Here is a 26,276-nt window from a genome sequence, read left to right as displayed (position 1 = left end):
TCATGCCTCCCAGCATTGCCGTCATCGCGCCCGGCGCCATGGGCAGCGCCATCGCCGCCCGTCTCGTGGAGCACGGCTGCAAGGTTCTGACTTCGCTCGAGGAGCGCAGCGCGGCGACGCGGGCGAGGGCGGCCGCATCCGGCATGGTCGGCGCCAGCGACGCCGAGATCGCCAATGCCGACATTATCCTGTCGATCGTGCCGCCGGGCGAGGCTGTGGCGCTGGCGGAGCAACTCGCGACGGTCATCAACCGGAATTCGAAGAAGCCCATCATCGTCGACTGCAACGCCGTCAACGTCGACACCATCCGGACCATCGAGGACATCGTGCTGTCCTCGGGCGCGCGCCTGGTCGATGCCGCCATCATCGGTCTGCCGCCGAAGCCGGGCACGAAGGGACCGGCGTTGTATGTGAGCGGCGAGGCGGCCGTTGATGTCGCCGCGCTGGGCCAACTCGGGCTCGATCTGCGCCGGATCGAAGGGCCGATCGGCGCGGCTTCGGCGCTGAAGATGTCCTATGCGGGCATCAACAAGGGCCTGACGGGGCTCGGCGCCGCGATGGTGCTGGCCGCCACCCGCGCCGGCGCCGCCGACGCGCTGCGCGACGAGTTGGCGCTGAGCCTGCCGCACGTCCAGGCTCGGCTTGCCAATGCGCTGCCGGACATGCTGCCGAAGGCCTATCGCTGGGTCGCCGAAATGCGCGAGATCGCGGGCTTCCTGGGTGATGACCATCCGGCCGCGCTGATCTACGAAGGCTTCGCCCGTCTGTTCGAGCACATCGCGACGGACGTGCAGGGGCAGGGCACCGATGCAGCGCAGCTGGTGGCGTTCGCCGAGAGCTGCAAGGTGAATAAGCCGGCGTCATAGACTCGTAGGGTGGGCAAAGGCGCACCGCGCAACGCGCGGTGTGACGTGCCCACCGTTGTTCTTTACGACCATCGACATGGTGGGCACGCGCCGCCTTTGGCGTCGCTTTGCCCACCCTACGACATGTCAGCCCGCCGTCAGCAGCGGGATCGCCTCGTCGCGTTCGTAGAGATAGAGCAGGCAGCGCAGCGCGTCGCTGCGCGGGCCCTTCAACTTCGGGTCCTCTTTCAGGATGCGCAGCGCCTCGTCGCGCGCCTGGGTGATCAGTTGGGCATGCACCTCGGGACGGGCGATGCGATAGCCGGGCAGGCCACTCTGGCGGATGCCGAGCACGTCGCCTTCGCCGCGCAGCTTGAGGTCCTCCTCGGCGATGCGGAAGCCATCGGTGGTCTCGCGGATCACCGCGAGCCGCGCCTTCGACATCTGCCCCGGCGGCTCGTGATAGAGCAGGATGCAAGTCGACGCTTCCGAGCCGCGGCCGATGCGGCCGCGCAACTGGTGCAGCTGGGCGAGGCCGAAGCGCTCGGCATTCTCGATCACCATGATGCTGGCGGCCGGTACGTCGACGCCGACCTCGACCACGGTGGTCGCAACCAGCAGCCGCAACTCGTGGGTCGCGAACCGGCCCATGACGTCGTCCTTCTCGCTGCCCTTCATCTTGCCGTGGACGAGGCCGACCTTGGCACCGAAGCGCTCGCGCAGGCTCTCGAAGCGATCCGTCGCATTGGTGAGATGATCGATGCCCTCGGCCTCGGATTCCTCGACCAGCGGGCAGATCCAGTAGACCAGCTTGCCGGCATCGAGCGCGCGCCCCACCGCGTCGATGACCTCGCCGAGCCTGGTGTCGGCGACCGCACGGGTGTCGATCGGCTGCCGGCCGGCCGGCTTCTCGCGCAGCTCGGAGATGTCCATGTCGCCGAAATAGGTCAGCACGAGGGTGCGCGGGATTGGCGTCGCCGACAGCACGAGCACGTCGACGGCCTCGCCCTTCGAGGTCAGCGCCAGCCGCTCGCGCACGCCGAAGCGATGCTGCTCGTCGACGATGGCGAGCGCCAGCGACTTGAAGACCACGTCGTCCTGGATCAGCGCGTGGGTGCCGACCAGCAGGTCGATTTCGCCGGCCTCCAGACGCGCAAGAATGTCGCGACGCTCCTTGCCTTTCTCGCGCCCCGTGAGAATGGCCACGTTCATCCCAGCGCGCTCGGCGAGCGGCGTGATGGTCTTGGCATGCTGGCGCGCCAGAATCTCGGTCGGGGCCATCAGGGCCGCCTGCTTGCCGGCCTCGGCGACGGCGGCTGCCGCCAGCAGCGCCACCACCGTCTTGCCGGAGCCGACATCGCCCTGCAGCAGCCGCAGCATCCGCACCGGCTTTTCGAGATCGGCGGCGATCGCTTCGATCGCCTTGGCTTGCGAGTTCGTCAGCGCATAGGGCAGGGCGTCGATGATCTTGCGGCGCAGCCGGCCATCGCCGGCATGACGGTTGCCCGCGGGCCGGCGCAGTTGCGCCCGCACCAGTGCCAGTGCCAGTTGGCCGGCGAGCAGCTCATCGAACGCGAGCCGCGACCAGAACCGGTTTTCCGGCAGGATGTCCGTCAGCTCCTGCGGCACATGCACCCGCGTCAGCGCCTCCTTCAAGGGCGGGAAGCCGCAGCGGCTGAGCACCTCCGGACTGATCCATTCCGGCAGTTCGGGCAGCTTGGTCAGCGCCGCGGCGATCGCGCGCCGCAACGATCCGAGCGCGAGGCCTTCCGTCAGCGGATAGACCGGATCGATGCCGGAGAGTTTTGCAAACCCCGCTTCATCCAGGATGCGGTCGGGGTGCACGATCTGCGGCACGCCGTCATACATCTGCACGGTGCCGGAGACATAGCGCTTGGCGCCGACCGGCAGCACCTTCTCGATGTAGTCGCCCTTGGGACGGAAGAAGGTCAGCACGACGTCGCCGGTCTCGTCGCTGGCGTAAACGAGGTACGGCGCGCGGGCGTTGCGCGAGGGACGGTGGCGATCGACCGTGACTTCGAGCGTCACCACGGTTCCGACCGCGACGTCGCGCACCTTGGGCCGGTTGCGGCGGTCGATCACGCTGGCCGGCAGATGCAGGAGCAGGTCGACCAGGCGAGGCGTCTCGCTGCAGCCGAGCAGGTAGCGTAGCAGCTTGTCCTGCTTCGGCCCGACCCCGGAGAGGGTGGTGACCGGCGCGAACAGGGGATTGAGAACGCTTGGGCGCATGGACCGAACACTTAAAGCGGTTTGAGAGCCGGAATAGCCGCGAATGCCAAGACATCCACGTCTTTTTCTCAAGTTTCAGGTGCCGGGCATGCCGGTTCTGCAGCCTGGGAGGGCTGACAGGAGCGCTGCGTGCCGCTATATCGAACCGCGCCCGGCACCGTCCGGGCTTTTGGCGTTGTCCTGCAGGAATATCGCGATGACCGGAACGACCCGATCGAGCCAAGGCCTAGACGACCGTCGCAAGCGGCTCCTGTTCCGCTGCTGGCATCGCGGCACCCGTGAGATGGACCTGATCCTCGGCCGCTTCGCCGATGCCGAGATCGGGAGCCTCTCCGAGAGCGAACTGGCCGAGCTCGAACAGCTTCTGGAAGTTCCGGACCCGGATTTCTATGCCGCGGTGACCGGCGCCCGGCCGCTGCCGCCGGAGCAGACCCCGGCATTGTTCGAGCGCATCAAGGCGTTCCGCGCGGTGGACGCCGATTGATGAAGAGCCCGGTCAAGTCGCCAGCCGAGCATCTCGCGCCGGGGCGCGCGCTGACGCTCGCCAATGTCGCCGAGGGCGCCGAAGGCCTGGTCGTCTCCGATCTCGCGCGGGCGGTCGCGGCCAAGCCGAAGCCGCCGGCGGTGAGCCTCGCCGTGGTCTGTCGCGACGGCAATCGGATGCAGCAGCTGGCGCGGGCGCTCGACTTCTTCGCGCCGGATCTGCCGGTGATGCAGTTCCCGGCCTGGGACTGCCAGCCTTACGATCGCGTCTCGCCGCATGGCGGTATTCTCGCCCAGCGCGTCACGACGCTGGCGCGGCTGTCGCGCCTCGCCGGCAGCGACAAGCCGCTGATCGTGCTGACCACCGTCAACGCCATCGTGCAGCGCGTGCCGGCGCGCGACACCATGGCCGGGCAGGCGCTGTCGGTCGCGCCCGGCCATGTCGTGCCGATGGACTCCGTCGTCGCCTGGCTCGAGCATAACGGCTATCACCGCTCGTCGACCGTGCGCGAGAGCGGCGAATATGCCGTGCGCGGCGGCATTCTCGACCTGTTTCCCGCCGGCCTCGACCAGCCGGTGCGCTTCGACTTCTTCGGCGACAGCCTGGAGTCGATCCGCACCTTCGACGCCGAGACGCAGCGCACCTTGCTCGACATGCGTTCGCTGGATCTCGTGCCCGTCTCTGAATTCCAGCTCGTCACCGACACCATCCGCCGCTTCCGCATGGGCTATGTCGCCGAGTTCGGCGCGCCCGAGCGCGACGACGCGCTGTACGAGGCCGTCAGCGAAGGCCGCCGCTATCCCGGCATGGAGCACTGGCTGCCGCTGTTCCATGACAAGATGGAGACATTGTTCGACTATCTGCCGAACACACCCATCGTGATCGAGCCGCAGGGCGAGGACGCCGCGCGCGAGCGCTTCAAGCAGATTATCGACTATTACGACGCGCGCCGCGAGGCGATGGAGCATCCCGGCGGCGGTGCGATCTACAAGCCTTTGACGGTTGACCGGCTGTATCTGACGTCGTCGGAGTGGGCTGAACGGCTCGCCGCCGTCCCGCTGGCGCGGGTGACGCCATTCGCGGTGCCGGAGAGCACCGGCGTCGTCGACATCGGCGCGCGGCAGGGCCGCAATTTCGCGCCCGAGCGCAACGATTCCGCCGTCAACGTGTTCGAGGCAGTTGTCGCCCACGTGCAGGCATTACAATCGGTGCGCAAGAAGGTCGTGATCGCGCTGTGGAGCGAAGGCTCGCGCGACCGCATGGCCAGCATGCTGAAGGACCACAAGCTGATCCACGTCACCAGCGTCAACACCTGGCGCGTGGTGCAGGCGACGCCGCGCAACGAGACCATGCTCGCGGTGCTCGGCCTGGAGACCGGCTTCGAGACCGACCAGATCGCCGTCATCTCCGAGCAGGACATTCTCGGCGACCGCCTGGTGCGGCCGCGCCGGGCGAGCCGCAAGCTCGACAACTTCATCTCGGAGGTGACGAGCCTCGCGATCGGCGACATCGTGGTCCATGTCGATCACGGCATCGGCCGTTTCGTCGGGCTGCAGACGCTCGAGGTCGCCGGCGCGCCGCATGATTGTCTCGAACTGCGCTATGCCGGCGAGACCAAGCTGTATCTGCCGGTCGAGAACATCGAGCTGTTGTCGCGCTACGGCTCCGACCAGACCAATGTCGAGCTCGACAAGCTCGGCGGCTCCGGCTGGCAGACGCGCAAGGCCAAGCTGAAGAACCGCATCCGCGAGATGGCCGGCGAGCTGATCAAGATCGCCGCCGAGCGCATGCTGCACGAGGCACCGAAGCTGCCGGTGCAGGCTGGCCTCTATGACGAGTTCTGCGCCCGCTTCCCCTATGACGAGACCGAGGACCAGCTCGCCGCGATCCAGGCGACGCTCGCCGATCTCGAAGCGGGACGTCCGATGGACCGGCTGGTCTGCGGCGACGTCGGCTTCGGCAAGACCGAGGTGGCGCTACGCGCCGCCTTTGCCGTCGCGCTCGACGGCAAGCAGGTCGCAGTCGTCGTGCCGACCACGCTGCTCGCGCGCCAGCATGCAAAGACTTTCGCTGAGCGCTTCAAGGGCTTTCCGGTCAACGTCGCGCAGGCCTCGCGTCTCGTCTCGACCAAGGAACTCAATCAGGTCAAGAAGGGCCTCGCCGACGGCTCGGTCGACATCGTCGTCGGCACCCACGCGCTGCTCGGCAAGGCGATCAAGTTCCGCGATCTCGGCCTCGTCATCGTCGACGAGGAGCAGCATTTCGGCGTCAGCCACAAGGAGCGGCTGAAGCAGCTGCGCGCCGAGGTGCATGTGCTGACCCTGTCGGCGACGCCGATCCCGCGCACCTTGCAGCTCGCACTCACCGGCGTGCGCGAGCTGTCGATCATCGCCTCGCCGCCAGTCGATCGTCTCGCCGTTCGCACCTTCGTCGCGCCGCACGACCCCGTGATGATCCGCGAGGCCCTGCTGCGTGAGCGCTATCGCGGCGGTCAGGCGTTCTACGTCGTGCCGCGCATCGACGATCTCGCCGAGGTCAAGGAGTTCCTCGACAAGACCGTGCCGGAGATGAAGGTCGCCGTCGCGCACGGCCAGATGGCGCCGACCGTGATCGAGGACATCATCGGGGCGTTCTACGACGGCAAGTTCGACATCCTGCTGTCGACCACGATCGTCGAATCCGGCCTCGACATTCCCCGCGCCAACACGCTGATCGTGCACCGTGCCGACATGTTCGGCCTTGCCCAGCTCTATCAGCTGCGCGGCCGCGTCGGCCGCTCCAAGCTGCGCGCTTATGCGCTGTTCACCCTGCCGTCGACGCACAAGATCAGCCCACTGGCCGAAAAGCGCCTGGGCGTGCTGCAGTCGCTGGAGACGCTGGGGGCCGGCTTCCAGCTCGCCAGCCACGACCTCGACATCCGAGGCGCCGGCAACCTCCTCGGCGACGAGCAGTCCGGCCACATCAGGGAGGTCGGCTTCGAGCTCTATCAGTCGATGCTGGAGGAGGCGATCGAGAACCTCAAGGCGGGCATCACCGAGCCGACCGTCGACCGCTGGTCGCCGCAGATCACGATCGGCATGCCCGTGCTGATCCCCGAGGACTACGTCTCCGACCTCTCGGTGCGACTGTCGCTGTACCGCCGGCTCGCCGATCTCGAGACCGACGACGAGATCGACAACTTCGCGGCCGAGCTGCGCGACCGCTTCGGCAAGCTGCCGGACGAAACGCGCTATCTGTTCAAGGTCGCCGCGATCAAGAACTACTGCCGCAGGGCCAATGTCGAGAAGGTCGATGCCGGCCCGAAGGGCGCGGTCATCGCCTTCCGCGACAACAGCTTCGCCTATCCCGATCGTCTCGTCGCCTTCATCAAGCGCCACGGCCAGGCCGCCAAGGTGCGCCCCGACATGAAGGTCGTGTTCCTGCAGGTCTGGGAGACGCCCGAGGAGCGGCTCGCCGGCACCACCGATATCCTGAAGGAACTCGCCGACCTCGCGGAGAAGAAGAAGGCGGCGTAGCGGAATGGAGCGTTAGCGAAGCATCCAGCCGAAATGCAACGCAAGGCTGGCGATCGTGAAGACTGAGACGATCGCGATCACGCTGATCCAGTCGGTCTGATCGCGAGATTGTCTGTTCTGCATCGCAACGCTCCGCTTCACAAGACGCCACACGCCCCGTCCGATGATCAGATCAGAGGAGTGAGGCGAATGCGCGATCTGAAGATGTACGTGTTTGGTTGAGATCGTGGCCAAGCCGACGTTCCGTCATTGCGAGCGAAGCGGAGCAATCCAGAAGCCACGCCAGAATTCCGGATTGCTTCGTCGCTTTGCTCCTCGTGACCTGCCCCTAAGAATTTCCTCCAGAAGGATTTAGAGTCCGGCCTGACGAAGGACGGACAGATGAAGCGTAAGCGGTTCACGGAAGAGCAGACCATCGCGGTTTTGAAAGAGCACGAGGCCGGCGCGAAGACGGCTGATCTTGCCCGCAAGCACGGGATCTCGGAGGCGACGTTCTACAATTGGAAGACCAAGTTTGGCGGCATGGACGTGTCCAGTTCGCCCCAGGACAGCGCTTCCGTATCCTCAACATCGTCGACGACGTCACCAAGGAGAGCCTGGGAGCGATCGCTGACACCTCAATCTCGGGCCGGCGGGTGGCGCGGGAGCTGACCACTATCGTCGCCCGACGCGGCAAGCCGGGTTCGATCGTCTCGGACAACGGCACCGAGTTCACCTGCAATGCGATGCTGGCCTGGTGCAAGGACAACGCCATCGACTGGCACTTCATCGCGCCCGGCAAGCCGATCCAGAACGCCTTTTGTCGAGAGCTTCAACGGCCGGATGCGCGACGAGTTCTTGAACGAAACGCTGTTCTTCGGCCTCGACGACACGCGGCGCAAGCTCGCCGCCTGGGTCACGGACTACAACGGCGAGCGGCCGCACTCTTCACTGAAATACCAGACCCCTGCGGCCTATGCCGCCAACCTCCCCGCAACGGGCGATCGGCGGCGCAACCCCGACCAGCTCCGCCAATCGCCGTTGCTGCACCCGCGCCACTCGGCTTAAAACCCAACAGGACTCTAAATGCTCCTGGATGAAACTTCGGTGGCAGGTCAGTTGCAGAACACGGCGGGCCTGCGATGCTCGCCCGTATCGGCCTCAGAGCGCTAGCTAAGTCCGGCTCGAACGCGTGTGCAACCTTGAGATGGTCGCACGAGTCCCTAAAGAGGATTAATGTTTCGCAGATCTTCATTAAGAAGATCAAAGGTCAGTTGTGGGGGGCGATTCAACTGCCTGGTCCAGGCATCGACGATGTCCGATCCACGATCACTATCGCCGGAGATAAATTTCCGCCGAGGCATTAGCTATGCCAGCGGTCTGGTCGCAATTGGACTGATCTATTTCGCCCTGGCAAAAGGTGGCCTTGCTCTCGCCTCTATTCATCCCAGTGCAACGCCAATTTGGCCACCGACAGGTGTCGCGCTGGCGGCGGTGCTGTTGTGGGGATATCGGACTTGGCCCGCAATTTTCACGGCGGCGGTGATCGCCAATGCGGCGACCGCCGGCTCGGTTGCCACCGCAATTGCGATTGCGACCGGTAACTCTCTTGAAGCCGTTGTTGGCGTTTACCTCATCAATCGATGGTCGAGCGGATGTAATACGTTTTCGACGCCAAATTCTGTCGCGAAGTTTACCCTGATTTGCCTCGTGATCGCGACACCGATCAGCGCCACCATTGGACTGTCCAGCCTAGCAACCGCCGGGTACATCGAACGGACGAATTTCGCAAACGCCTGGGTCACATGGTGGCTGGGAGATGTGACCGGCGCGCTGGTCATTGCCCCCGTTATCGTGCTTTGGGCATCAAGCCCCTACCATGCTTTCAACCGCAAGGAATTTTTGGAGACGGTCGGCGTCCTCGCAACAGCGGCGGCTGTTGGACTCATTGCTTTCAGCCCCCTGATCGAGCAAACGCCGAGCCGAAATCCACTGGGTTTTCTTGCGATCCTGCCAATGTTGTGGGCGGCGCTGCGCCGCGGTCCACGTGACACCGCAACGGTTGCGCTGGTGCTTGCGGGGATCACGATTTGGGGGACGCTCACGGGCGGCGGCCCCTTCACGACCGTGGATCTCAACGTTTCATTCCTGCTGGTGTTGATGTTCTTGATCAGTATTACCGTTCCAAGCTTGTTACTGAGCGCCGACGTCGAGGTGCGCAAGAAAGCGGAGGAAAGTCTGCGCCACTCGCAGATGGAACTCGAACGGAAGGTTGCAGAGCGTACGCAAGAGCTGGAGCTCGCCAATGCAGCAAAATCGCGCTTTCTTGCCATGGCAAGCCATGATTTGCGGCAGCCATTACATGCACTAGGCCTGTTCGTTGCCCAGCTGCGCACGCCGCTCAAATCGGGGGAAAGGACAAAGACGATCGAGCGGATCGATGCAACGCGCAAAGAAATGGATGAAATGTTCAACTCGCTCCTGGATATTTCCAGGCTCGATGCTGGAATCCTTACACCCAAAATTACCGAATTCCCAATCGCGCGCCTGTTGCAAACAATTGAGACTACGTTTGATCAGGCAACGCGAGAAAAAGGCTTGCGTCTACGCGTTCGGCGAAGTGATGCCTGGGTGCGGAGCGACGCCATGCTGCTCGAACGCATACTGCTCAATCTGGTATCCAATGCTGTGCGCTATACGTTACGAGGCGGGATCATCGTCGGATGTCGTCGGCGCGGTGAAATGTTGCGTATCGAAGTATGGGATAGCGGTCCCGGCATTCCTGAGGATCAGAAGCAGAATATCTTTGGCGAGTTTTTTCAACTACCCGGCCCAGAACGGAACCGGTACGGCGGCCTGGGGCTCGGCCTGGCTATTGTCGACAGGCTTCGCGTACTTCTCAACCATCAAGTCGACTTAGCTTCGACCGTGGGCCGAGGTTCGCGATTCGCAATCTTGATTCCGATGGCCGATAAATGCGTCACGTCCACTGAGCCCGTCGACACACCTCGCCCCGCAGTCGTTGCGGTCGAAGGCAAGGTAATTCTTGTTATTGCCGATGCTCCAATTGTGCGAGAGGAGGCGGGCGGATTGCTTGGCAAATGGGGATACTCCGTCCTTACCGCCGGATCCGACGAAGCTGCGCTTATCCGACTGGCTGAGCGCCAGCAACGCCTCGATCTTATAATCTCGGATTATCATCTTGCGAGCGGAAAGACCGGGATCCGAGCAGTTGAACAAATTAGTGCGGCGTTTGGCTCATCAATTCCAGCTATCCTCACCAGCGGCGATACGGCACCCGAACCATTACGTGACGCTAAGGATAGAGGGTACATTTTGCTGCACAAACCTGTCGACCCAATGCGGCTCCGCGCTGTCATGCAAGAGTTCTTGAGGGATCAAGACGATAGGAGAGATACCGGGGCGGCGTTATGAATCAGATTTCGGCGACAATTCCCAGCCCATTTTTCCTACTTCTATTACTGCCTCGGTGCGACTCGTTACATTGAGTGCCTTGAGAACGACCGTGATGTGGTTCTTCACTGTCGGCACGGCCATATCGAGGGTCTTGGCAATGATCTTGTTGCTTTTTCCCTTCATCAGGAGCGCAAGCACTTCAATCTGCCGATCGGTCAACCCGAGACCCTTGGGAGAGTCGCGCGTCGCTAGCTTATTTGCAAGCCGCGGAGACGCTGGTTCCTCAAGAATCTCCGAGGGAATGTAAATGCCGCCAGAGAACACTAATTTGATGGCGTTGAGCATGACCTCACGTTCGGTAGTTTTCGGGATGAAACCCAGGGCGCCAAGTTTGAAAGCGCGCTTGACTGTATCTTGATCATCCGAGGACGAGAGAATGACGATAGCAATGGTCGCATAGCGGTCACGCAGTTCGCGGAGGACAGAGAAGCCATCTCGATCAGGCAAATTGATATCAAGCAAAATGAGGCTGATGTCAGGATGTTCCTCGACTATGTGCACTGCCTCACGGCCGTTCGAAGCTTCAAAAATGACGGAGTCTCGCTTCAGTTGTTTCACGACAGCGTGCAACGCCTCGCGGATTAATGCATGATCGTCGACAATAAGAACTTTCATAAAATCTCTCCGTCATCCCATTGCACGGAGATCCAACTTAAAAAACATACACCCACCTTCGGGTCTTTGGCGAGGAAGAAGCTGGCGGAAGACTGGCTCCCGATACCGTCCATCCACCATCATCCTTGGCCCAACCAGCGGTTCGCCGCCGCGCACTCAAGGTAGGAGCCGAATGCCGTTGTGTGGTGTAATTGTAGTCACCTCACGGTAGGAGCGTGAGTACGGACCACGAAAGTCGTGGGACTCAGAGTCTCCTTCGCCTGTGGGCAAAGGTGATTGATGCCGAGATCTGTACGGTACCTTGATCATAGGACCTAGGAACCTCTCTCTGTGGACCTCGGGCTGATTTACGCGCGGTGCCGTTTGAACGATGATCGTCAAACTCACGCGCCAGCAGGTTCTACCAAGCGCCGCCATATGATCCTTATCGTAATAGCTTTCGTGGCGGGGTCGGCGTGAAGCAGATCTAGATTGCGGTGTTGTCACGATCCGGCAGCGCGGCGGTGACTTTTTGTCAAATTCGGTCCCTCTTGAAGCGTGCTCGTACGCCGGACGGGGCAATCAGATGCATGATCGAACTGCCGACCTGAAGCCATCGGTAGGCGCGTTGCCGGAGCTGAAAGGCTACGGCCGCGATTTGCGCATTGATGCCTGCCGCGGCATCGCGCTCTGGTGGATCTTTCTTGATCATGTCCCCAACAACATCGGGAGCTGGCTGACGCTGCGGAACTACGGCTTCAGCGATGCCGCGGAAGTGTTCATGTTCGTGTCGGGCGTAACCTGCACGTTGGCCTACGGCAAGGCATGGCGCTGCGGGGGCTGGACCGGCGTGATCGGCCGGACGCTGTGGCGAAGCTGGGATATTTATGTCGCATTTCTGCTGCTCACGCTCGCCTGCGCCATCATGGTTCACCTCGCAGGCGGCGGCCATCTTGCCGACGAGAGCAATACGCGCATTCTGTTGGAACAGCCGGGCGTGACGCTCGCGCACGCGGCGATCCTGCAATACTGCCCCGTCAACACCGACGTCTTGCCGCTCTTCGTGCTTTATCACCTTTTGTTCGCGCCGCTGCTGTGGCTGCTGCTGCGAGCGCCGAACGCAACGCTCGGCGCGTCGCTGTTGCTTTACGCACTGGTGCACGTCTTCGGCTGGAGCATCCCGGCATGGCCGAACGGCCACTGGGCCTTCAATCCGCTGGCGTGGCAGCTGCTGGTCGTGCTTGGCGTGTGGTGGATGATCGAAGACAAGAGAGCCCGGCCATGGGTGACCTCAGGCACCGCGCTTGTGGCTGCCGCTCTCTATCTGGTGTTCAGCCTCATCATCGCATTGAGCTGGAGCATCAAACCGCTGGAAGCGCTGGTCCCGCAGGCGTTGCTGACGCTGCTTTACCCGATGGACAAATCGAATCTCGATCCATTGCGACTGCTGCATTTCTTGGCCCTTGCGGTTTTGGTGGTATGGTTAGTGCCTCGCAATTGGCGAGGGCTGACGACGGCGGTGATGCGCGGCGCCATTCTCTGTGGCCAGAATTCGCTGCCAATCTACTGCCTCGGCGTTCTGCTGACGTTCGCCAGCCGCCTGGCGCTGCTCGGCATCTCGGAGGGGCTGACGATGCAGATCGCGCTCAGTGTTGGTGGCGTCCTGGTGATGATCGTGGCGGCGACGCTGCTGAACTTGATCAAGATCAAGCCGAGGCAGCAGCCGGACGCGAAGCCCGTCGAGCAGACAACCAGGTCTGAGCTGGTCGTCAATCTCAAGCCAGCCAAGGCGCTCGGCGTTGACATTCCGCCCACGTCGCCCCGCCTCGGGCCGACGAGGTGGCCGAATAAAGATGCTGTTTGCTCCGGTGCGCGAGTCCGGCTGCGGCGCTGGTCCAGTGCCAGCAATGAGCACGCCTTCGGGCCACCAGCGAAAACTGTGGGTCAGGTCGTGAATTAGATCACAAGGACCGTGGAGCCTGCCCTTTATTCTTCCGGCCATCGTACAGAGGAGCCAAGGCCATGATTTCCCACCCAAGGACCCACAAGGGAGCGGTGCTGATCGCGGCGTGTGTGATGTTTGCCTGCGTAGCGGCATTATTGTCGGTCAACCTGAGGTCACCCACTAGCGCCGCGCTCGGCGCTGACTGGCAGTGCAGCCGGCTTGCGCTCGTTATCACGACCTGCACCCATGTGCGTGCACACGAGACCGTTTCAACTGGCGTGCGCAAGCGGACCTGGTACCCGGAATCATAGCTCGGTGATACGGCGGTCTTTGAAGCGGCGTTGCCGGGCCTTTTTCTTGGTCCAGACGTTTCTTGGTCCAGACGAAGGGCTCAGATCTGACGTTATATGCTTTGATGTAGTGACCTGCCCCTAAGAATTTGCGGCCTATGCCGCCAACCTCACCGCAACGGGCGATCGGCTGCGCAACCCCGACCAGCTCCGCCAATCGCCCGTTGCTGCACCCGCGCCACTCGGCGTAAAATTCAACAGGACTCTAAATGCTGCTGGATGAAACTTCGGTGGCAGGTCACTCGCAATGACGCCCGTGACGCAGGCAACATCGTTCTATGAAGCCGCGCGTTGCGCCTCGCCGTAGACGCGGGCCAGCAGGCTTCGGGCGGTATCGCCGGCCTGCAGCGCGGCGACGGTGACCGAAGGCTCCGTGCGCGTATCGCGCTTGCCGTGGGAGGTGTGGCGCATCACGCTGGAGAGGCGGCGCGCGATGGCGTGAGCCGAGCGCAGATCGGTCTCGGCGAACACGACGACGACCGAGCCGTTGTCCTCGTGGGTGCCGAAATCCATCCGCCGCATCAGGCGGCTGATGATGCGGGCGCCGTCATACTGCGCGCGCGGATTGACCGGATCGAACGCGAAGCGGGCGACGGCAAGGCTGCCGCCGTTCTTCTGGGTCTGGCTGACGGCGCTGGCGAAGTCGCGGGCGAACGCGTTGCGGGTGAGCAGGCCGGTCTGCGGATCGAGCATGCCGCCGGCTTCGATGGCGCGCAGCGTGCGGTTGAGGCGGGCCTCGAAGGCGTGCTGGCGGATCAAGGGCAGCGCGCTGGCCGCGATGTGCGCGGGAGCGCCGGCGATGATCTCGAGATTGGCGAGTTCCTGCAGCGGTGCCGGCTGGTTGGCGGTGACGACCACGGCGAGGTTGCGGAAGCGAGTGTCCTCGGCAAGGACGGCGAGGAACGCATCGACCACGCGCGGCGAAAAACCTTCGCCGAGCACGATCCCGTCGATGTCGCGGCTCGACAGATGCTTCGCGGCGGCTTCGATGCTCAGCGCGCCGACCACGGCCATGCGCTCGCCGAGCGCAACCGAGAGGCCGGGCAGAGAGGTGCCGCGGCCGAGCAGTAGCACGGTCGCATCATCGAGCGGATCTGTTTCCGGCAGCGCGGCGTCGGGCGTCTTCTTCTCGTCGAGACGGCGCAATACGGTGGTGTGCAGAGTGCGGACACGCAGGGCGGCGCGCAGTCGCGCCAGCAGCCGTTCGTGGTTGTCGCTGTCCTGCAGGGGAAGAGCGTGATCGGGCAGGGTTGCGTCACCCGGCGTGATTGCGATCAGCGGCACGTAGGGCTTTCGCGCGCCTATATGACGCGAGAGCGCCGCAAGCTCGGCCGCATCAGCGCCCTCCATCACGGCCACCACTGCGGCCGGCTGCACCTTGGACATCGCGCTCAGCGCATCGGTCCAGCGCGTTTCGACGGAGGGGAGAATCTGCGCCGCCGCGAGGGCAGCCGTCAGCGAAGGCCGCGTGGAAGGAGAGACGATGAGAAGCGGGCCTTGTTGGGACATCCAGGAAACTCAGGATACGCTGACGATACGTCGCGATCCTAGGTCGCTCCCGTTAACGCGGCGTCAACACTGTTCCGAGCGCACCGGTTCCGCTGTCAGAGTGCGCGCCTTTCTCGCGGGCGCACCGGATCGACGATCTAGCCAACGCGGCAATATCAGCCGCCCGAGCTGGCGCGATCGCGGAAGGCCTCGACCATCAGCGGATTGAGTCCGAGTTCGGCGAGCGCTTCCCGTGCGCGCGCATTGTCCATCGCGCGGCCCGCGAGGCGGTGACCGCTGAGACGGTCGGGCAGAGCGGTGAGCAGCGCGCCTTGGCCGAGCCGCCGTGACCATTCGTGCAGATCTTGCGCGAGGAAGCGGTAGCCGCCCACGGCCATCACGCCTGCCGGCGGCGCCGTGATCGAGATCGTGTCCTGGGCGCGGTCGAAACGCACGGCGTATTCGGTGTCGACGTAGTCGCGCGGCGCTGCCGGCAGCAGCGAGTCGCTTGGCGGCGGCGGTGGCGCGTAGGCGGCCAGCACGACCATGGGCCCACGCAGTCCGAGCGTGCCCTTCGGCGTCACCAGGATCTCGCCGGCGATCGACGAGCCCGGCTGTTCGCGCGGCGCGCCCTGGCGTCCCGGTTTGACCGGGCCCGGGCTGCCGTCGGCCGCGGTGCGGCGCACCGCGAACAGGCCGGCTTCGCCGAACAGATAGACATCGGTGAGCTCGATGTCGCGCGTCTTCCACGATGCGCTCGACGCGACCTGCTCGGGCGCGCGCCACAGGCCGAGCACATAGCGCAGGTTCGGCAGCCGCGCGGCGAGGTCGCCCTCGTCGAGACGCAAGGCGAGTTGGGCCGGGGCGATCAGCGTATCGCAGGCCAGCTCCGCGAGCTGCTGTTCCAGCGCATCGGCGTCGAACGGGTGATGTAGTGCAAGGGTGCCTCCGGACAACAGCCATGTCACGACCGAAGCGGCGAGACCGGCGAATGACGACGGCAGGAAGGCCGACATCATGTTCACGCCCTGCGGCAGATCGCTCTCGAGCGAGACGGCGAGCCCGCCGGCGATCAGGCTCAAATGGGTGCGCGGGACGGCGCGGAAGCCGTCGGCGGTCACGTCGAACGAGACGATCGCGGCCTTGCGGCCGTCCGGCATCATCCCGCGCGTCGAACGCGAGGGTTTTGCGATCGACTGGTCCAGCGAATACATGCCCTCCGGCAGGTCGGAGCCGAAGCCGCAGACGTGGCGGATCGAGAACGCCTCCGCCGCCGCGTTCATCGCGAGATCGGAGTGGATCACGCCGTCGATCTTCGACATCGTGACGATGGCGCGCGCGCTGGTGCGGTTCAGCGCCGCCACGAGCTCCGACTGACGCCACAGCAGCGGGAACACGGCGACCACGAGGCCGGCGCGATGCGCGGCCAGCACCGTCAGCACGAACTCGATGGTGTTGGGCAGTTGGACCGCGATCACCGAATGAGCGGGCAGGCCGGCGTCAATGAAATGCGCCGCCAGCGCAGAGATCACGCGATCGGCTTCGGCATAGGTCAGGCGCATCGTCGGCCGCCCGGTGACGCGCTGCTTGTTGATCGGATCGACCAGCGCGACCGCATCCGGCTTGCGCGCCAGGATGCGTTGAAACAACGCGTCGAGCGTCGGCGACGTATTGGCCTGATTCACCTGTTGCCCCGTACTTTCACGGACCCGGCCACGACCAATTGCCCCGATTGGTCACTTCCGTGCCGGCTCCGGCCGCTGCCACCAGCTCTCCGGGAGCGCTCCCGTCAAAGCCGTCCTCTTTGGCCGTTCTATACGATTCCACCGCGCAATCCATTCCTCGGCGGCATTGAGCACTGGAATAGCGTAGAACCCCGCCATCAGGGTACGGTCCAATGCGCGAACCGTCGAGATAAATTCCGGCCTGTCGCGGGCGCGCAACAGCGCCGCGATCATGGCGTCGATCGCAGGATCCTTGGCACCCATGTAGTTGCGGGTTCCGGTGCGGTCGGCGGCCTCGCTGCCCCAATAGAACGCCTGCTCGTTGCCGGGAGACAGCGACTGGTCCCAGCGGTTCTGGATCATGTCGAACTCGAAGCTCAGGCGGCGCTGGTCGAACTGCACGGGATCGACGACCCTGATCGAAGCATTGATGCCGGCCCGCTTGAGACTGCCGGCGTAAGCCAGTGCAATACGCTCCTGGTCGCGCGTCGTGACCAGGATCTCGAAGGCGAGGGGGGCCCGCGTCGTCCGATGCCGCAAGACCGTCCCGTCGAAGCCATAGCCAGCCTCGTTCAGCAGATCGAGCGCCGCCTTCAGCGTTGCGCGGTCGCGGCCGGACCCGTTGGTGATCGGCAGGCGGTAGCTGCCGTCCAGGATGTCGGCGGGGATCTGCGCGGCGTACGGCTTCAACAGCTCTAACTCGGCCGCGTCGGCTGGACGTCCATAGGCCGAAAGCTCGGAGCCGGCGAAATAGCCGCCGCTGCGGCGGTACAGCCCGAAGAAGTAGTTGCGGTTGATCCATTCGAAATCGAACAGCAGTGTCAGCGCGCGGCGCACCTTGACGTCGGCGAACACCGCGCGCCGCGTGTTGAACACCAGGAACTGCGAGGGCTGCGGCATCCCCGAGGTGAAGCTGTCGCGGATGACCTCGCCATTGCGGGCGGCCGGGAAATCGTACCCGTCCTGCCAGCGCAGCGGCTCGGTCTCGACGCGGAAGTCGTACAGCCCGCGTTTGAAGGCTTCGAACTGTCCATTGGACTCGCGGTAGTAATCGAGCCTGATCTCGTCGAAGTTCCACAATCCGCGGTTGACCGGCAGGTCGCGTCCCCAATAGTCCGGATTGCGGGTGAGGGTGACGCTGGATCCCGGCTGCACCGCGGTGACACGATACGGGCCTGACCCGAGCGGCGCGGTCATCGTCGTGTCCTCGAAGCTCGCCACGTCCGTCGCGTGCTTCGCCAGAATGGGCATCAGGCCGAGGATCAGCGGCAGCTCGCGGTCCTCGGCGCCGCCGAAATCGAACCGGATGGTCAGCGGGTCGAGCACGTCGGTCCTGGCGACCTTGCCGTAGAACTGCCGGTGGTTGGGGCGGCCGTGATCGCGCAGCAGCGCAAAGGAGAACGCCACGTCCTCGGCGAGCACCGGGCTGCCGTCGGAGAAGTGGGCACGCGGGTCGAGTCGGAAGGTGACATAGGTCCTGTTCTCGTCGGTCTCGACAGTTTTCGCCAGCAGGCCATACAGCGTGAACGGCTCGTCGTTACCGCGGGTGAGCAGGCTCTCGACCACATAGCTGCGGATTTGCTGCACCGCGATGCCGCGGACGATGAACGGGTTCAGGCTATCGAAGGTGCCGAGCAGTCCCCAGACCAGACGGCCGCCCTTGGGCGCATCGGGATTCGCGTACGCCATGTGGTCGAAGTCGGCGGGCAAGGCCGGGTGACCATGCATGGCGATCGCCGCAGTTTCTGCCGCGTACGCCGTGGGAGTGTAGACCGCGGGCAACAATGCCAGGATGACGGCGACCCATCGCACGGCCGCGCTGAACATGCGCTGCAGCATCAGGATCGGGGCGCAAGCATTTGATTCGGAACAGGTCACAAGGGGCTTTTACCACAGGCTCGCCAGCGCTAGACCGCGGCTTCGACATGGTCTCGCGGCATTGATTCTTCCGCGCACCGCGTTAAGAAGGCGGGCGATTGAGTGAGGGCGGCAACGCCTGTCACTTAACCGCCTCATTTCCTGAGGAGACAGCCGCTTCAACGGCTTGGTGTGGCGCCTTTGGCGGTCTCGGGCGCTGCCGTTCAGAAAGGGTTTTCCGCAATGAATTTCCGTGACTTGGCCTCGTCGGTTGGGCCGCGTGGGCGGCTCGTCGCGCTGCTCGCGGTCACCGCGCTGGCCGTTTCCTTCGCTCCTTCGGTTGCGCAGGCTCAAGCGCCGAAGGCGAAGGCTCCGGCTGCCGCTCCCAAGGCTCCCGCTCCGGCCGCTCAGGCCCCTGCAACTCCTCCCGCCGGCGGCCAGCCTCAGGCCCAGGCTCAGCAGGAGATGCCGCAGCTGATCTACGCGCCGTGGACCAAGTTCTGCCTGAAGGGGCAGGATGCCAACGCCAAGCAGGTCTGCTTCATCGGCAAGGACGGCCGCATCGAATCCGGTCAGCCTGTGGTTGCAGCCGTCATCATCGAGCCTGAAGGCGAGCCGAAGAAGATCCTGCGCGTGACGCTGCCGCTCGGCATGCAGCTCCAGCCCGGAACCCGCATCGTCATCGACAACAACCAGTTCATGGAAGGCAAATACGTCATCTGCTTCCAGAACGGCTGCATGTCGGACTACGAAGCCACGCCTGAGTTCGTGAACAACCTGAAGAAGGGCCAGACCCTGTTTGTCCAGGCGATCAACTCGAACGGCACCGCGCTGACGCTGCCGCTGCCGCTGCAGGAAGGCAACAGCAGCTTCGCCAAGGCCTATGATGGCCCGCCGACCGACCCGAAGCAGTTCGAGGAGACCCAGAAGAAGCTGCAGGAAGAGCTGCAGAAGCGCGCCGAGGAGCAGCGCAAGAAGCTCGAGCAGACCCAGCCAGGCCAGCCGCAGGCGAAGCAGTAACGCCGGTCGGGTCCATTCCGCAAAATCAAGGGCGCTCCATTCGGAGCGCCCTTTTCGTTCTGCGAACGGATGTGAGGGGAACTTGCGCGCCGGGACCAAAGATCAAGCCTGCGCCGACGGCGCTGGGTTGAAACCCTCCGGTCGACAGGTCAGTTCATCAGCGGATTGCGCGGACGATAGCCGCCCGACTTGTCCTTGATGAAGATCTCCGCAACCTGGGAATGGCGGATCGGCTCGCCGGACTCGTCGGGAACCAGGTTCTGCTCGGAGACATAGGCGACGTATTCGGATTCCGCGTTCTCGGCCAGCAGGTGATAGAATGGCTGGTCCTTGTGCGGACGGACCTCCTCGGGAATCGACAACCACCATTCCTCAGTGTTGTTGAACTCCGGATCGATGTCAAAAATCACGCCCCGGAACGAGAACACCCGATGCCGGACGATCTGGCCGATCTGAAACTTGGCAGTTCGCGCTTTGATCATCCCAGTCGAATAGACCAGGATGGGGAGCGATGCTAGTGCCCCGCGGGCGGATTTGATCTAGACCAATCCGATTCGCGTCAAGCCGCGACGCCCCCGCATTCCAGGCCCTTTCCAGGCCCCCCAGGGGTCATCCTCCGAGCCCATGTTCGACATTCTCAACCTGGCCCTGCCTTATTTCGGCGTCGTTTTCATAGGCTTCGCCTGCGGTAAGTGGAGGAGGCTGCCCGAAGCCGGGCTCGCCTGGATGAACTTCTTCCTGCTCTACGTCTCGCTGCCCGCCTTGATGTTCAACCTCATCGCGCGCACGCCGTTCACGGAGCTGAGCAACCCTCCCTTCCTGGTTGCAACGACGCTCGCCACCATGCTCACCTTCGCCCTGGCGCTCGTGCTCGGCAAGGCCATCGGGCGGCTGTCGCTGCGCGAGGCGACCATGGCCGGGCTCGCGGGTGGCTACGGCAATATCGGCTATATGGGGCCAGGGCTGGCGCTGGCCGTGCTCGGGAGCAAGGCGGCGGCGCCGACCGCGCTGATCTTCTGCTGCGACAGCATCTTCCTGTTCTCGATCGTGCCGCTGCTCGTCGAACTGACCGAGCGCGACCACGCCTCGGTGGCGCATGCGCTGCGCACCGTGCTGCGTCAGATCCTGCAGAACCCGCTGATCATGGCGACGGCAGCCGGCATCCTGGCGGCCGCATTTCAGCTGCATCCGCCGACCGTGCTCGATCGCACCCTGCAGTTCCTGCAGAACGCCGCTGCGCCGACGGCGCTGTTCGCGCTCGGCGTGACCGTGGCGCTGCGCCCGTTCGAGCGGCTGCCCTGGGAGGTGCCGGTCCTGACCGTGGTGAAGCTCGTCGTCCACCCGCTGCTGTCGTTCGGGCTGATGCTGCTGTTCGGGCCGTTCGCGCAGCCCTGGGCCGCGACTGCGGTGCTGATGGCGGCGCTGCCGCCGGCGCTCAACGTGTTCGTGATCGCGCGCCAGAATGACAGCTGGATCGAGCCGGCCTCGTCGGCGGTGCTGATCGGTACCTTCGCCTCGGTGATCACCCTGACCAGCGTGATGTGGCTGATCCAGAGTGGCCGGCTGGTGTTTCCCTGATCGTCCTCAGCCGGCCCTGCGCGTGGCCCTCCATGACGGCGCCAGGCCCTCGCGCATCGCGAGCCGCCGCAGCGGACCGATGCCGCCGATCAGGTGCATGCCGACGGCGCGCAGCGACTGCATCGGCAGGAGATCGCTGAGCAGCGAGCGGTTGGCGACGTCGATGGCGAAGGTGCGGCTCAGGATGTCGGCGCGGCGCGCCGCACCATAGCGCGCGAGCACCTGCGGCGCACCGATATCCTCGCCGGCCGCATTGGCCTTGCGCACGACATCGGCGATGTCGATGCCGTCGCGCAGGCCGAGGTTCAGTCCCTGGGCACCGATCGGCGGCACCACATGCGCGGCCTCGCCGACCAGGACGATGCGGTTTTGCGCGTAGCGCAGGGGCCGCTCGATCGCGAGCGGAAACACATGGCGGCCCGGCTCGACGCGAACGCGGCCGAAGATCGAATGCGACTGCCGCTCGGCCGCTGCCGACAGGGCATCGTCGTCGAGCGCGAACAGCCGGTCGGCCTCCTTCGGGGCTGCGACCCAGACGACGCTGGAGCGGTCGCCCGGCAGCGGCACGAACACACAAGGTCCCTGCGGCGTGTGGAATTCCGTCGACACGTTGTGATGCGGCCGCGCATGGGTGATGTTGAAGGTCAGCGCCGACTGTTGCAGCGTGCGCCGGCTCACGCCGATACCGGCGGCCTCGCGGCACAGCGAATGCCGGCCATCGGCGCCGATCACGAGCCGCGCCGTCAGCACGCGGCCCGATGCGCTGGTGACGGTCACCGCATCGGCATCGCTGCGGACGCTTTCCGCATCCTCGGCGATCCGCACCAGGCCGTCGATCTCGCCGGCGCGTTGTTCCAGCGCCTCGACCAGGACGGCATTGGCGATGTTGTAGCCGAACACGTCGAGACCGATCTCGTCGGCGACGAAGCGCACCTCCGGGGCCCGGATCAGCCGGCCGGTATCGTCGACCAGCCGCATCGCCTTCAGGCCGGCGGCGCGGTCACGGCACGATGACCAGACGCCGATCTCGTCGAGGAAATCGACCGAGCCGCCGAGCAGGGCGGTGGTGCGGTTGTCTGCATACGGGGCCTTGCGGGCCACGAGCGCCGTCCGCGCCCCGGTCTGCGACAAGGCAACGGCGGCGGCGAGCCCGGCGGGCCCGCCGCCGACGACGATGACGTCAAAGCTGGCGTCTGTGTTGCTCATGCGGGAACATTTGACGTTCCTGCGGGGCTTTTTCAAGAGTATTGCGTGAGCCTGCGCGGCGCATCGCCGCAACGGCGGATATGCAATTGGCTCCGATTCCTGATAGCACTGGCGCCGCATGGATCAGTTGAGACCAGAGAGCAGGGTGGCCGCAACGCCCGCCCATCGCGCCGCGGCGTTCTCGGTGCACGTCTTCACCGCGCTCGGTGCGGGCGTCGCGCTCCTCGCGCTGCTCGAGGCCGTGCGCGAGCATTGGACAGCGATGTTCTGGTGGCTCGGCGTCGCGCTCGTCATCGACGGCATCGACGGGCCGCTGGCGCGTCGGCTCGACGTCGTCCATGTGCAGCCGGACTGGTCGGGCGAAGTGCTCGATCTGGTAGTGGATTTCACGACCTATGTGTTCGTGCCGGCCTACGCCATCACCGCCAGCGGGATGCTGCTGCCGCTCGCGGCGCCTGTCATCGGCGTCGGCATCGCCGTCACCGGCGCGCTGTATTTCGCCGATCGCCGCATGAAGAGCGACGACAATCATTTTCGCGGCTTTCCGGGACTCTGGAACATCGCGGCATTCTACCTGTTCCTGCTGCATCCCTCGCCATCGTTGGCGACCTTGGGGCTCGCGGTCCTGATCGCGCTGACCTTCGTCCCATTCCATGTCATCCACCCGGTGCGCGTCGAACGGCTGCGCTGGCTGACGCTGCCGCTGGTCGCGCTCTGGGGCGTCCTGGTCATCGATGTGCTGGGAAATAACTTCGCCGTGGACCCGATCGTGACGACGCTGTTGTGCGCGATCGCCCTCTACATCGTCGCGAGCGACTCCGCGATCCGCCTGTTGAGATACTTGAAAGCATGATCGACCTTCTGACCAGTCCCGAAGCGTGGGCGGCGCTGCTCACCCTGACCGCCCTCGAGATCGTTCTCGGCATCGACAACGTCATCTTCCTGTCGGTGATCACCTCGCGCATCCCGCAGCCGCAGGCGACACGCGCCCGGCAGGTCGGGCTGGCGCTGGCCTTGATCTTCCGCATCGTGCTACTCAGCGTGCTGGTCTGGCTGATCGGGCTGACGCAGCCGGTGCTCACGATCGGCGGCCTCGGCTTCTCCTGGCGCGACATCATCCTGATCGCCGGCGGCTTGTTCCTGATCGCCAAGGCCACGCATGAGATCCATGCCGAGGTCGAGGCGCGTGAGGACGGCGGGTCGCAGGGCGGCGGCACCAACAAGTTCTTCTGGGTGATCGTGCAGATCATCGTCATCGATCTCGTGTTCTCGCTGGACTCGATCATCACGGCGATCGGCATGGCCCAGGATCTCGAGATCATGATCGCCGCCGTCATCATCGCCATGGTCATCATGTACGTGTCCTCCGGACCGGTCGCTCGCTTCGTGGCGAACCATCCGACCACCAAGATGCTGGCGCTCGCTTTCCTGCTCCTGATCGGCGTCGCGCTGGTCGCCGACGGCTTCAAGTTCCACATCCCGCGCGGCTACATCTACTTCGCGATTGTCTTTGCGCTGGCGGTCGAAGCCTTCAACGTGATGGCCTCGCGCAACCGCAGGAAGCGCAACGCCTGACAGGTGCCGAGTTGACAAGGCCGTCGTGATCGCCTTCGCTTTTGCCGCCGGCAGCGCCCGATGCACGGCCGGAGTCCGGCTCTTTCAACGGAGCCGGATGTCCGATGAGAATCAGGTCCGATGAGAATCAGGTAAGTGTCGAAAGTTCTCTCGCCGGATTCTCGGACGCGGCGATGGAGAGTCCGAAGGGAGATGGCGGGATGACCAAGGCGGTGCGCGTGCACAAGGTGGGAGGCCCCGAGGTGCTCGTCTATGAGCCGGTCGACATCGCCGCGCCCGGCCCCGGCGAGGTCCGCATCCGCCAGCACGCGATCGGCCTGAACTTCATCGACGTGTACTACCGCACCGGACTGTACAAGGCGCCCGGCCTGCCGTTCATCACCGGCAACGAGGCGGCAGGCGAGGTGATGGCCGTAGGGCCGGGCGTCACGAATTTTCATCCCGGCGACCGCGTCGCCTACTACGAAAATCTGGGCGGCTACGCGACCGAGCGCAATATCGCTTGGCAGCGCCTGGTCAAGCTGCCCGACCACATCACCTATGAGCAGGGCGCGGTGCTGATGCTCAAGGGGCTGACGGTCTGGTATCTGCTGCACAAGACGTTCAAGGTCGAGCCGCACCATCGCGTGCTGATCCACGCTGCCGCCGGCGGCATCGGCCTGCTGGCCTGTCAGTGGGCGCGCGCGCTCGGCGCGCACGTCATCGGCACCGTCGGCTCCAAGGCGAAGGCCGATCTCGCCCTGGCCAATGGCTGCGACCACGTCATCCTCTACAACGAGGAGGACTTCGTCGCACGGGTCAAGCAGATCAGCCGCGGTGAATTGTGCGACGTGGTCTATGACGGGGTCGGCAAGTCGACCTTCCCCGGCTCGTTGTCCTGCTTGAAGCCGCGCGGTCTGTTCGTCAGCTTCGGCAATGCCTCGGGTCCGGTGCCGCCATTCTCGATCGCGGAGCTCAACAGCCATGGCTCTTTGTTCGCGACCCGGCCGAAGCTCAACGACTACATCGGCAAACGGTCCGAGTTGCTGGAGGGCGCCGACACGCTGTTCTCGGCGGTGATCAGCGGCAAGCTGCACGTGCAGATCAATCACGCCTATGCGCTGAAGGATGCGGGCCGGGCGCACGCCGATCTCGAAAGCCGCGCCACGACCGGGGCCTCGATCCTCAAGCCATAGGCGCTTGGCGATCGGGATCTGCCGCTAGAATTCGTCCCGGATCGAAGCGCCACCAGCCGAAGCCCGGCTCCAGAGCACCGCGTCCGTCTGCGCTGCCGTCGTCGACGCCTCGATCCGCGCCGGCGCGAGGCTGTCTTGTCCGTCGCGCCAGGCGCGCTCGCGCTCGGGGTCGTCGAGCGCCAGAACGAGACCCTGATTGAGCTCATAGAGGCCAGCGGCGAGTCCTGCGCTGTCGAGCGCTTCCCTGAGCGAATCCTGCACCAGGGCGCGCAGAGCGACGTGTGGCGCCGAGACCGGCACGTCCACCTCGCGGCCGGCCATGGCCTGCGCGCAGGCGCGCCGGTCGAACGAGGCATGGCCGCGGCAGGCGAGCGGACGCGCGGGATGGATGATGCAGCCGCCGCGCACGACGAATGGGCAAGGCTGGCGCAGCTTCATTCGCTCGGTCTCGCCCAAGCCGCGCGTCGCGCGGTTGGCGAGCTTGATCCGTCGTGACAGCGAGCCGAGCGCGGTTGCCGGCATGCGCTGATCGATCTGCCGGGCGTAGCGCGCGAGCAGGAATATCTCCGGTGCCGTCGCCGTCACGCGCAGCGCGCAACAGGAGGGGCAGCCTTTGGCGCAGGCGAGGGCGGGCAGATGCGCCGTCTGGGCATGGATGTTGGCTTCGAACAGATCGAAGGCGCGGTCGGCGAGCATGTTCGCCAGGTTCTGCGAGGCCTGCCCGGACGCCAGCAGCGCGCTGAAGACCCGTCGCAGTTCGCTGAAAGCTGCTTCGCTCAATGTTGTCCTCCGACGCCCGCACGAACCAAAACGTCAGCGACCGCGGCGCACCCGGCGCACCGCGGTCGACAAGGATGAGGCAGAGAGGACGCCCGCTGCCTCATCCGGAGAGAGCCGACGTCAGGCAGCAACGCCTTTCAGGATCGCGTCGAAGCAGGGGCGGGGGATGCGGAAGAATCCGCGGCCGCCGGCGAACGTCCGATAGTGCGGACGTGCCATCTCGAGCAGGCGCTCGTACCATTCGTTCGCGGTGAGCCCGGCCGGCTTCTCGCCGATCGAGTTGATGTCCGAGTTCGGAAAGAAGCGGACGTGAATCAAAACCTCTTCGGTGGCGGCAGCGGGGGCGATGTGGCTCGCGGCGTCCGTGACGGGTAGTGCCCGAGCCAGATTGTCTCTCGCCATTCTCGTATCTCCTTGTGTCGTACCGACGTCGT

Annotated in this window: 19 protein-coding genes and 2 pseudogenes; 12 read left to right on the top strand and 9 right to left on the bottom strand. The window is 64.6% G+C overall.

Annotated elements, in window-relative coordinates; all coding sequences use genetic code 11:
* Positions 1-2 precede the first annotated feature (2 nt).
* Complete coding sequence (locus QX121_RS02210; RefSeq protein WP_315774723.1) at positions 3-866, top strand: NAD(P)-dependent oxidoreductase; 864 nt, start codon at positions 3-5, stop codon at positions 864-866.
* 126 nt (positions 867-992) lie between these two features.
* Here QX121_RS02210 and recG read toward each other — a convergent pair whose 3' ends face one another.
* Complete coding sequence (recG, locus tag QX121_RS02205) at positions 993-3,095, bottom strand: ATP-dependent DNA helicase RecG (RefSeq protein WP_315811055.1); 2,103 nt, start codon at positions 3,093-3,095, stop codon at positions 993-995.
* A gap of 196 nt (positions 3,096-3,291) precedes the next feature.
* Here recG and QX121_RS02200 point away from each other — a divergent pair, with 196 nt between their 5' ends.
* The 4 genes and pseudogenes from QX121_RS02200 to QX121_RS02185 all read left to right on the top strand — a co-directional run bounded on the left by QX121_RS02200 (position 3,292) and on the right by QX121_RS02185 (position 10,508).
* Entirely contained in the window at positions 3,292-3,579 is a 288-nt protein-coding gene (locus QX121_RS02200; protein WP_315737904.1) for a succinate dehydrogenase assembly factor 2, read from the top strand.
* Positions 3,579-7,094: a transcription-repair coupling factor gene (gene mfd / locus QX121_RS02195; protein ID WP_315811054.1), complete on the top strand. Its 3,516-nt coding sequence runs from the start codon at positions 3,579-3,581 to the stop codon at positions 7,092-7,094. The genes QX121_RS02200 and mfd overlap by 1 nt, the downstream gene beginning before the upstream one ends.
* 381 nt (positions 7,095-7,475) lie before the next feature.
* Positions 7,476-8,141: pseudogene (locus QX121_RS02190) on the top strand (integrase core domain-containing protein).
* Between the two features lie 246 nt (positions 8,142-8,387).
* Positions 8,388-10,508: an MASE1 domain-containing protein gene (locus QX121_RS02185; RefSeq protein WP_315811053.1), complete on the top strand. Its 2,121-nt coding sequence runs from the start codon at positions 8,388-8,390 to the stop codon at positions 10,506-10,508.
* On the opposite strand, the gene QX121_RS02180 is transcribed toward QX121_RS02185, so the two are convergent.
* Positions 10,503-11,165: a response regulator transcription factor gene (locus QX121_RS02180; RefSeq protein ID WP_315811052.1), complete on the bottom strand. Its 663-nt coding sequence runs from the start codon at positions 11,163-11,165 to the stop codon at positions 10,503-10,505. The genes QX121_RS02185 and QX121_RS02180 overlap by 6 nt on opposite strands.
* Before the next feature lie 565 nt (positions 11,166-11,730).
* Here QX121_RS02180 and opgC point away from each other — a divergent pair.
* Together opgC and QX121_RS02170 are read left to right on the top strand one after the other, a co-directional pair.
* The gene (gene opgC / locus QX121_RS02175) at positions 11,731-13,104 is read left to right on the top strand and encodes an OpgC domain-containing protein (protein ID WP_315811051.1); all 1,374 of its coding nucleotides are present in this window, start codon (positions 11,731-11,733) and stop codon (positions 13,102-13,104) included.
* A gap of 426 nt (positions 13,105-13,530) precedes the next feature.
* Positions 13,531-13,662: pseudogene (locus QX121_RS02170) on the top strand (IS3 family transposase); the annotation flags it as partial.
* Positions 13,663-13,715: 53 nt separating this feature from the next.
* Here QX121_RS02170 and QX121_RS02165 read toward each other — a convergent pair.
* From QX121_RS02165 to QX121_RS02155, 3 genes are all read right to left on the bottom strand, one after another.
* Positions 13,716-14,948 carry a GGDEF domain-containing protein gene (locus QX121_RS02165; RefSeq protein WP_315797391.1) on the bottom strand — a complete coding sequence of 411 codons (1,233 nt, stop codon included), beginning with the start codon at positions 14,946-14,948 and terminating at the stop codon, positions 13,716-13,718.
* Positions 14,949-15,103: 155 nt separating this feature from the next.
* Entirely contained in the window at positions 15,104-16,612 is a 1,509-nt protein-coding gene (locus QX121_RS02160) for a class I adenylate-forming enzyme family protein (RefSeq protein ID WP_315811050.1), read from the bottom strand.
* A 51-nt stretch (positions 16,613-16,663) separates the two neighbouring features.
* The gene (locus QX121_RS02155; protein WP_315811049.1) at positions 16,664-18,490 is read right to left on the bottom strand and encodes an extracellular solute-binding protein; all 1,827 of its coding nucleotides are present in this window, start codon (positions 18,488-18,490) and stop codon (positions 16,664-16,666) included.
* Between the two features lie 261 nt (positions 18,491-18,751).
* On the opposite strand from QX121_RS02155, the gene QX121_RS02150 reads away from it, so the two are divergent.
* On the top strand, positions 18,752-19,528 hold the full coding sequence (locus QX121_RS02150) for an invasion associated locus B family protein (RefSeq protein ID WP_315757443.1): 777 nt from the start codon (positions 18,752-18,754) through the stop codon (positions 19,526-19,528).
* A gap of 149 nt (positions 19,529-19,677) precedes the next feature.
* On the opposite strand, the gene hspQ is transcribed toward QX121_RS02150, so the two are convergent.
* A complete protein-coding gene (hspQ, locus tag QX121_RS02145; RefSeq protein WP_315711998.1) occupies positions 19,678-20,010 on the bottom strand; it encodes a heat shock protein HspQ in 333 nt (110 codons plus the stop codon).
* 142 nt (positions 20,011-20,152) lie between these two features.
* On the opposite strand from hspQ, the gene QX121_RS02140 reads away from it, so the two are divergent.
* Positions 20,153-21,106: an AEC family transporter gene (locus QX121_RS02140; protein ID WP_315811048.1), complete on the top strand. Its 954-nt coding sequence runs from the start codon at positions 20,153-20,155 to the stop codon at positions 21,104-21,106.
* A gap of 6 nt (positions 21,107-21,112) precedes the next feature.
* Here QX121_RS02140 and QX121_RS02135 read toward each other — a convergent pair whose 3' ends face one another.
* Positions 21,113-22,312, bottom strand: a complete 1,200-nt coding sequence (locus QX121_RS02135; protein ID WP_315811047.1) for a UbiH/UbiF family hydroxylase — start codon at positions 22,310-22,312, stop codon at positions 21,113-21,115.
* 118 nt (positions 22,313-22,430) lie between these two features.
* Between QX121_RS02135 and pcsA the strand changes: the two genes are divergently transcribed.
* From pcsA to QX121_RS02120, 3 genes are all read left to right on the top strand, one after another.
* On the top strand, positions 22,431-23,165 hold the full coding sequence (pcsA, locus tag QX121_RS02130) for a phosphatidylcholine synthase (RefSeq protein ID WP_315811046.1): 735 nt from the start codon (positions 22,431-22,433) through the stop codon (positions 23,163-23,165).
* Positions 23,162-23,887: a TerC family protein gene (locus tag QX121_RS02125; protein ID WP_315811045.1), complete on the top strand. Its 726-nt coding sequence runs from the start codon at positions 23,162-23,164 to the stop codon at positions 23,885-23,887. Before pcsA ends, QX121_RS02125 begins: the two co-directional genes overlap by 4 nt.
* 200 nt (positions 23,888-24,087) lie before the next feature.
* On the top strand, positions 24,088-25,062 hold the full coding sequence (locus tag QX121_RS02120) for a quinone oxidoreductase (RefSeq protein WP_315737917.1): 975 nt from the start codon (positions 24,088-24,090) through the stop codon (positions 25,060-25,062).
* 24 nt (positions 25,063-25,086) lie between these two features.
* Here QX121_RS02120 and QX121_RS02115 read toward each other — a convergent pair whose 3' ends face one another.
* Both QX121_RS02115 and QX121_RS02110 read right to left on the bottom strand, forming a co-directional pair.
* Complete coding sequence (locus tag QX121_RS02115) at positions 25,087-25,842, bottom strand: hypothetical protein (RefSeq protein WP_315737918.1); 756 nt, start codon at positions 25,840-25,842, stop codon at positions 25,087-25,089.
* Positions 25,843-25,962: 120 nt separating this feature from the next.
* Entirely contained in the window at positions 25,963-26,244 is a 282-nt protein-coding gene (locus QX121_RS02110) for a hypothetical protein (RefSeq protein WP_315737919.1), read from the bottom strand.
* Between the last annotated feature and the right edge of the window lie 32 nt (positions 26,245-26,276).

The organism is Bradyrhizobium sp. SZCCHNR2028 (assembly GCF_032380995.1).
GTDB lineage: Bacteria > Pseudomonadota > Alphaproteobacteria > Rhizobiales > Xanthobacteraceae > Bradyrhizobium.
This window is presented reverse-complemented; position numbering and strand designations above follow the sequence as displayed.

Excerpts from the sequence above, each read along its gene's own strand:
- QX121_RS02210 (WP_315774723.1), top strand. The coding sequence starts at position 3 with ATGCCTCCCAGCATTGCCGTCATCGCGCCCGGCGCCATGGGCAGCGCC.
- recG (WP_315811055.1), bottom strand. The coding sequence starts at position 3,095 with ATGCGCCCAAGCGTTCTCAATCCCCTGTTCGCGCCGGTCACCACCCTC.
- QX121_RS02200 (WP_315737904.1), top strand. The coding sequence starts at position 3,292 with ATGACCGGAACGACCCGATCGAGCCAAGGCCTAGACGACCGTCGCAAG.
- mfd (WP_315811054.1), top strand. The coding sequence starts at position 3,579 with ATGAAGAGCCCGGTCAAGTCGCCAGCCGAGCATCTCGCGCCGGGGCGC.
- QX121_RS02185 (WP_315811053.1), top strand. The coding sequence starts at position 8,388 with ATGTCCGATCCACGATCACTATCGCCGGAGATAAATTTCCGCCGAGGC.
- QX121_RS02180 (WP_315811052.1), bottom strand. The coding sequence starts at position 11,165 with ATGAAAGTTCTTATTGTCGACGATCATGCATTAATCCGCGAGGCGTTG.
- opgC (WP_315811051.1), top strand. The coding sequence starts at position 11,731 with ATGCATGATCGAACTGCCGACCTGAAGCCATCGGTAGGCGCGTTGCCG.
- QX121_RS02165 (WP_315797391.1), bottom strand. The coding sequence starts at position 14,948 with ATGTCCCAACAAGGCCCGCTTCTCATCGTCTCTCCTTCCACGCGGCCT.
- QX121_RS02155 (WP_315811049.1), bottom strand. The coding sequence starts at position 18,490 with ATGCTGCAGCGCATGTTCAGCGCGGCCGTGCGATGGGTCGCCGTCATC.
- QX121_RS02150 (WP_315757443.1), top strand. The coding sequence starts at position 18,752 with ATGAATTTCCGTGACTTGGCCTCGTCGGTTGGGCCGCGTGGGCGGCTC.
- hspQ (WP_315711998.1), bottom strand. The coding sequence starts at position 20,010 with ATGATCAAAGCGCGAACTGCCAAGTTTCAGATCGGCCAGATCGTCCGG.
- QX121_RS02140 (WP_315811048.1), top strand. The coding sequence starts at position 20,153 with ATGTTCGACATTCTCAACCTGGCCCTGCCTTATTTCGGCGTCGTTTTC.
- QX121_RS02135 (WP_315811047.1), bottom strand. The coding sequence starts at position 22,312 with ATGAGCAACACAGACGCCAGCTTTGACGTCATCGTCGTCGGCGGCGGG.
- pcsA (WP_315811046.1), top strand. The coding sequence starts at position 22,431 with ATGGATCAGTTGAGACCAGAGAGCAGGGTGGCCGCAACGCCCGCCCAT.
- QX121_RS02125 (WP_315811045.1), top strand. The coding sequence starts at position 23,162 with ATGATCGACCTTCTGACCAGTCCCGAAGCGTGGGCGGCGCTGCTCACC.
- QX121_RS02120 (WP_315737917.1), top strand. The coding sequence starts at position 24,088 with ATGACCAAGGCGGTGCGCGTGCACAAGGTGGGAGGCCCCGAGGTGCTC.
- QX121_RS02110 (WP_315737919.1), bottom strand. The coding sequence starts at position 26,244 with ATGGCGAGAGACAATCTGGCTCGGGCACTACCCGTCACGGACGCCGCG.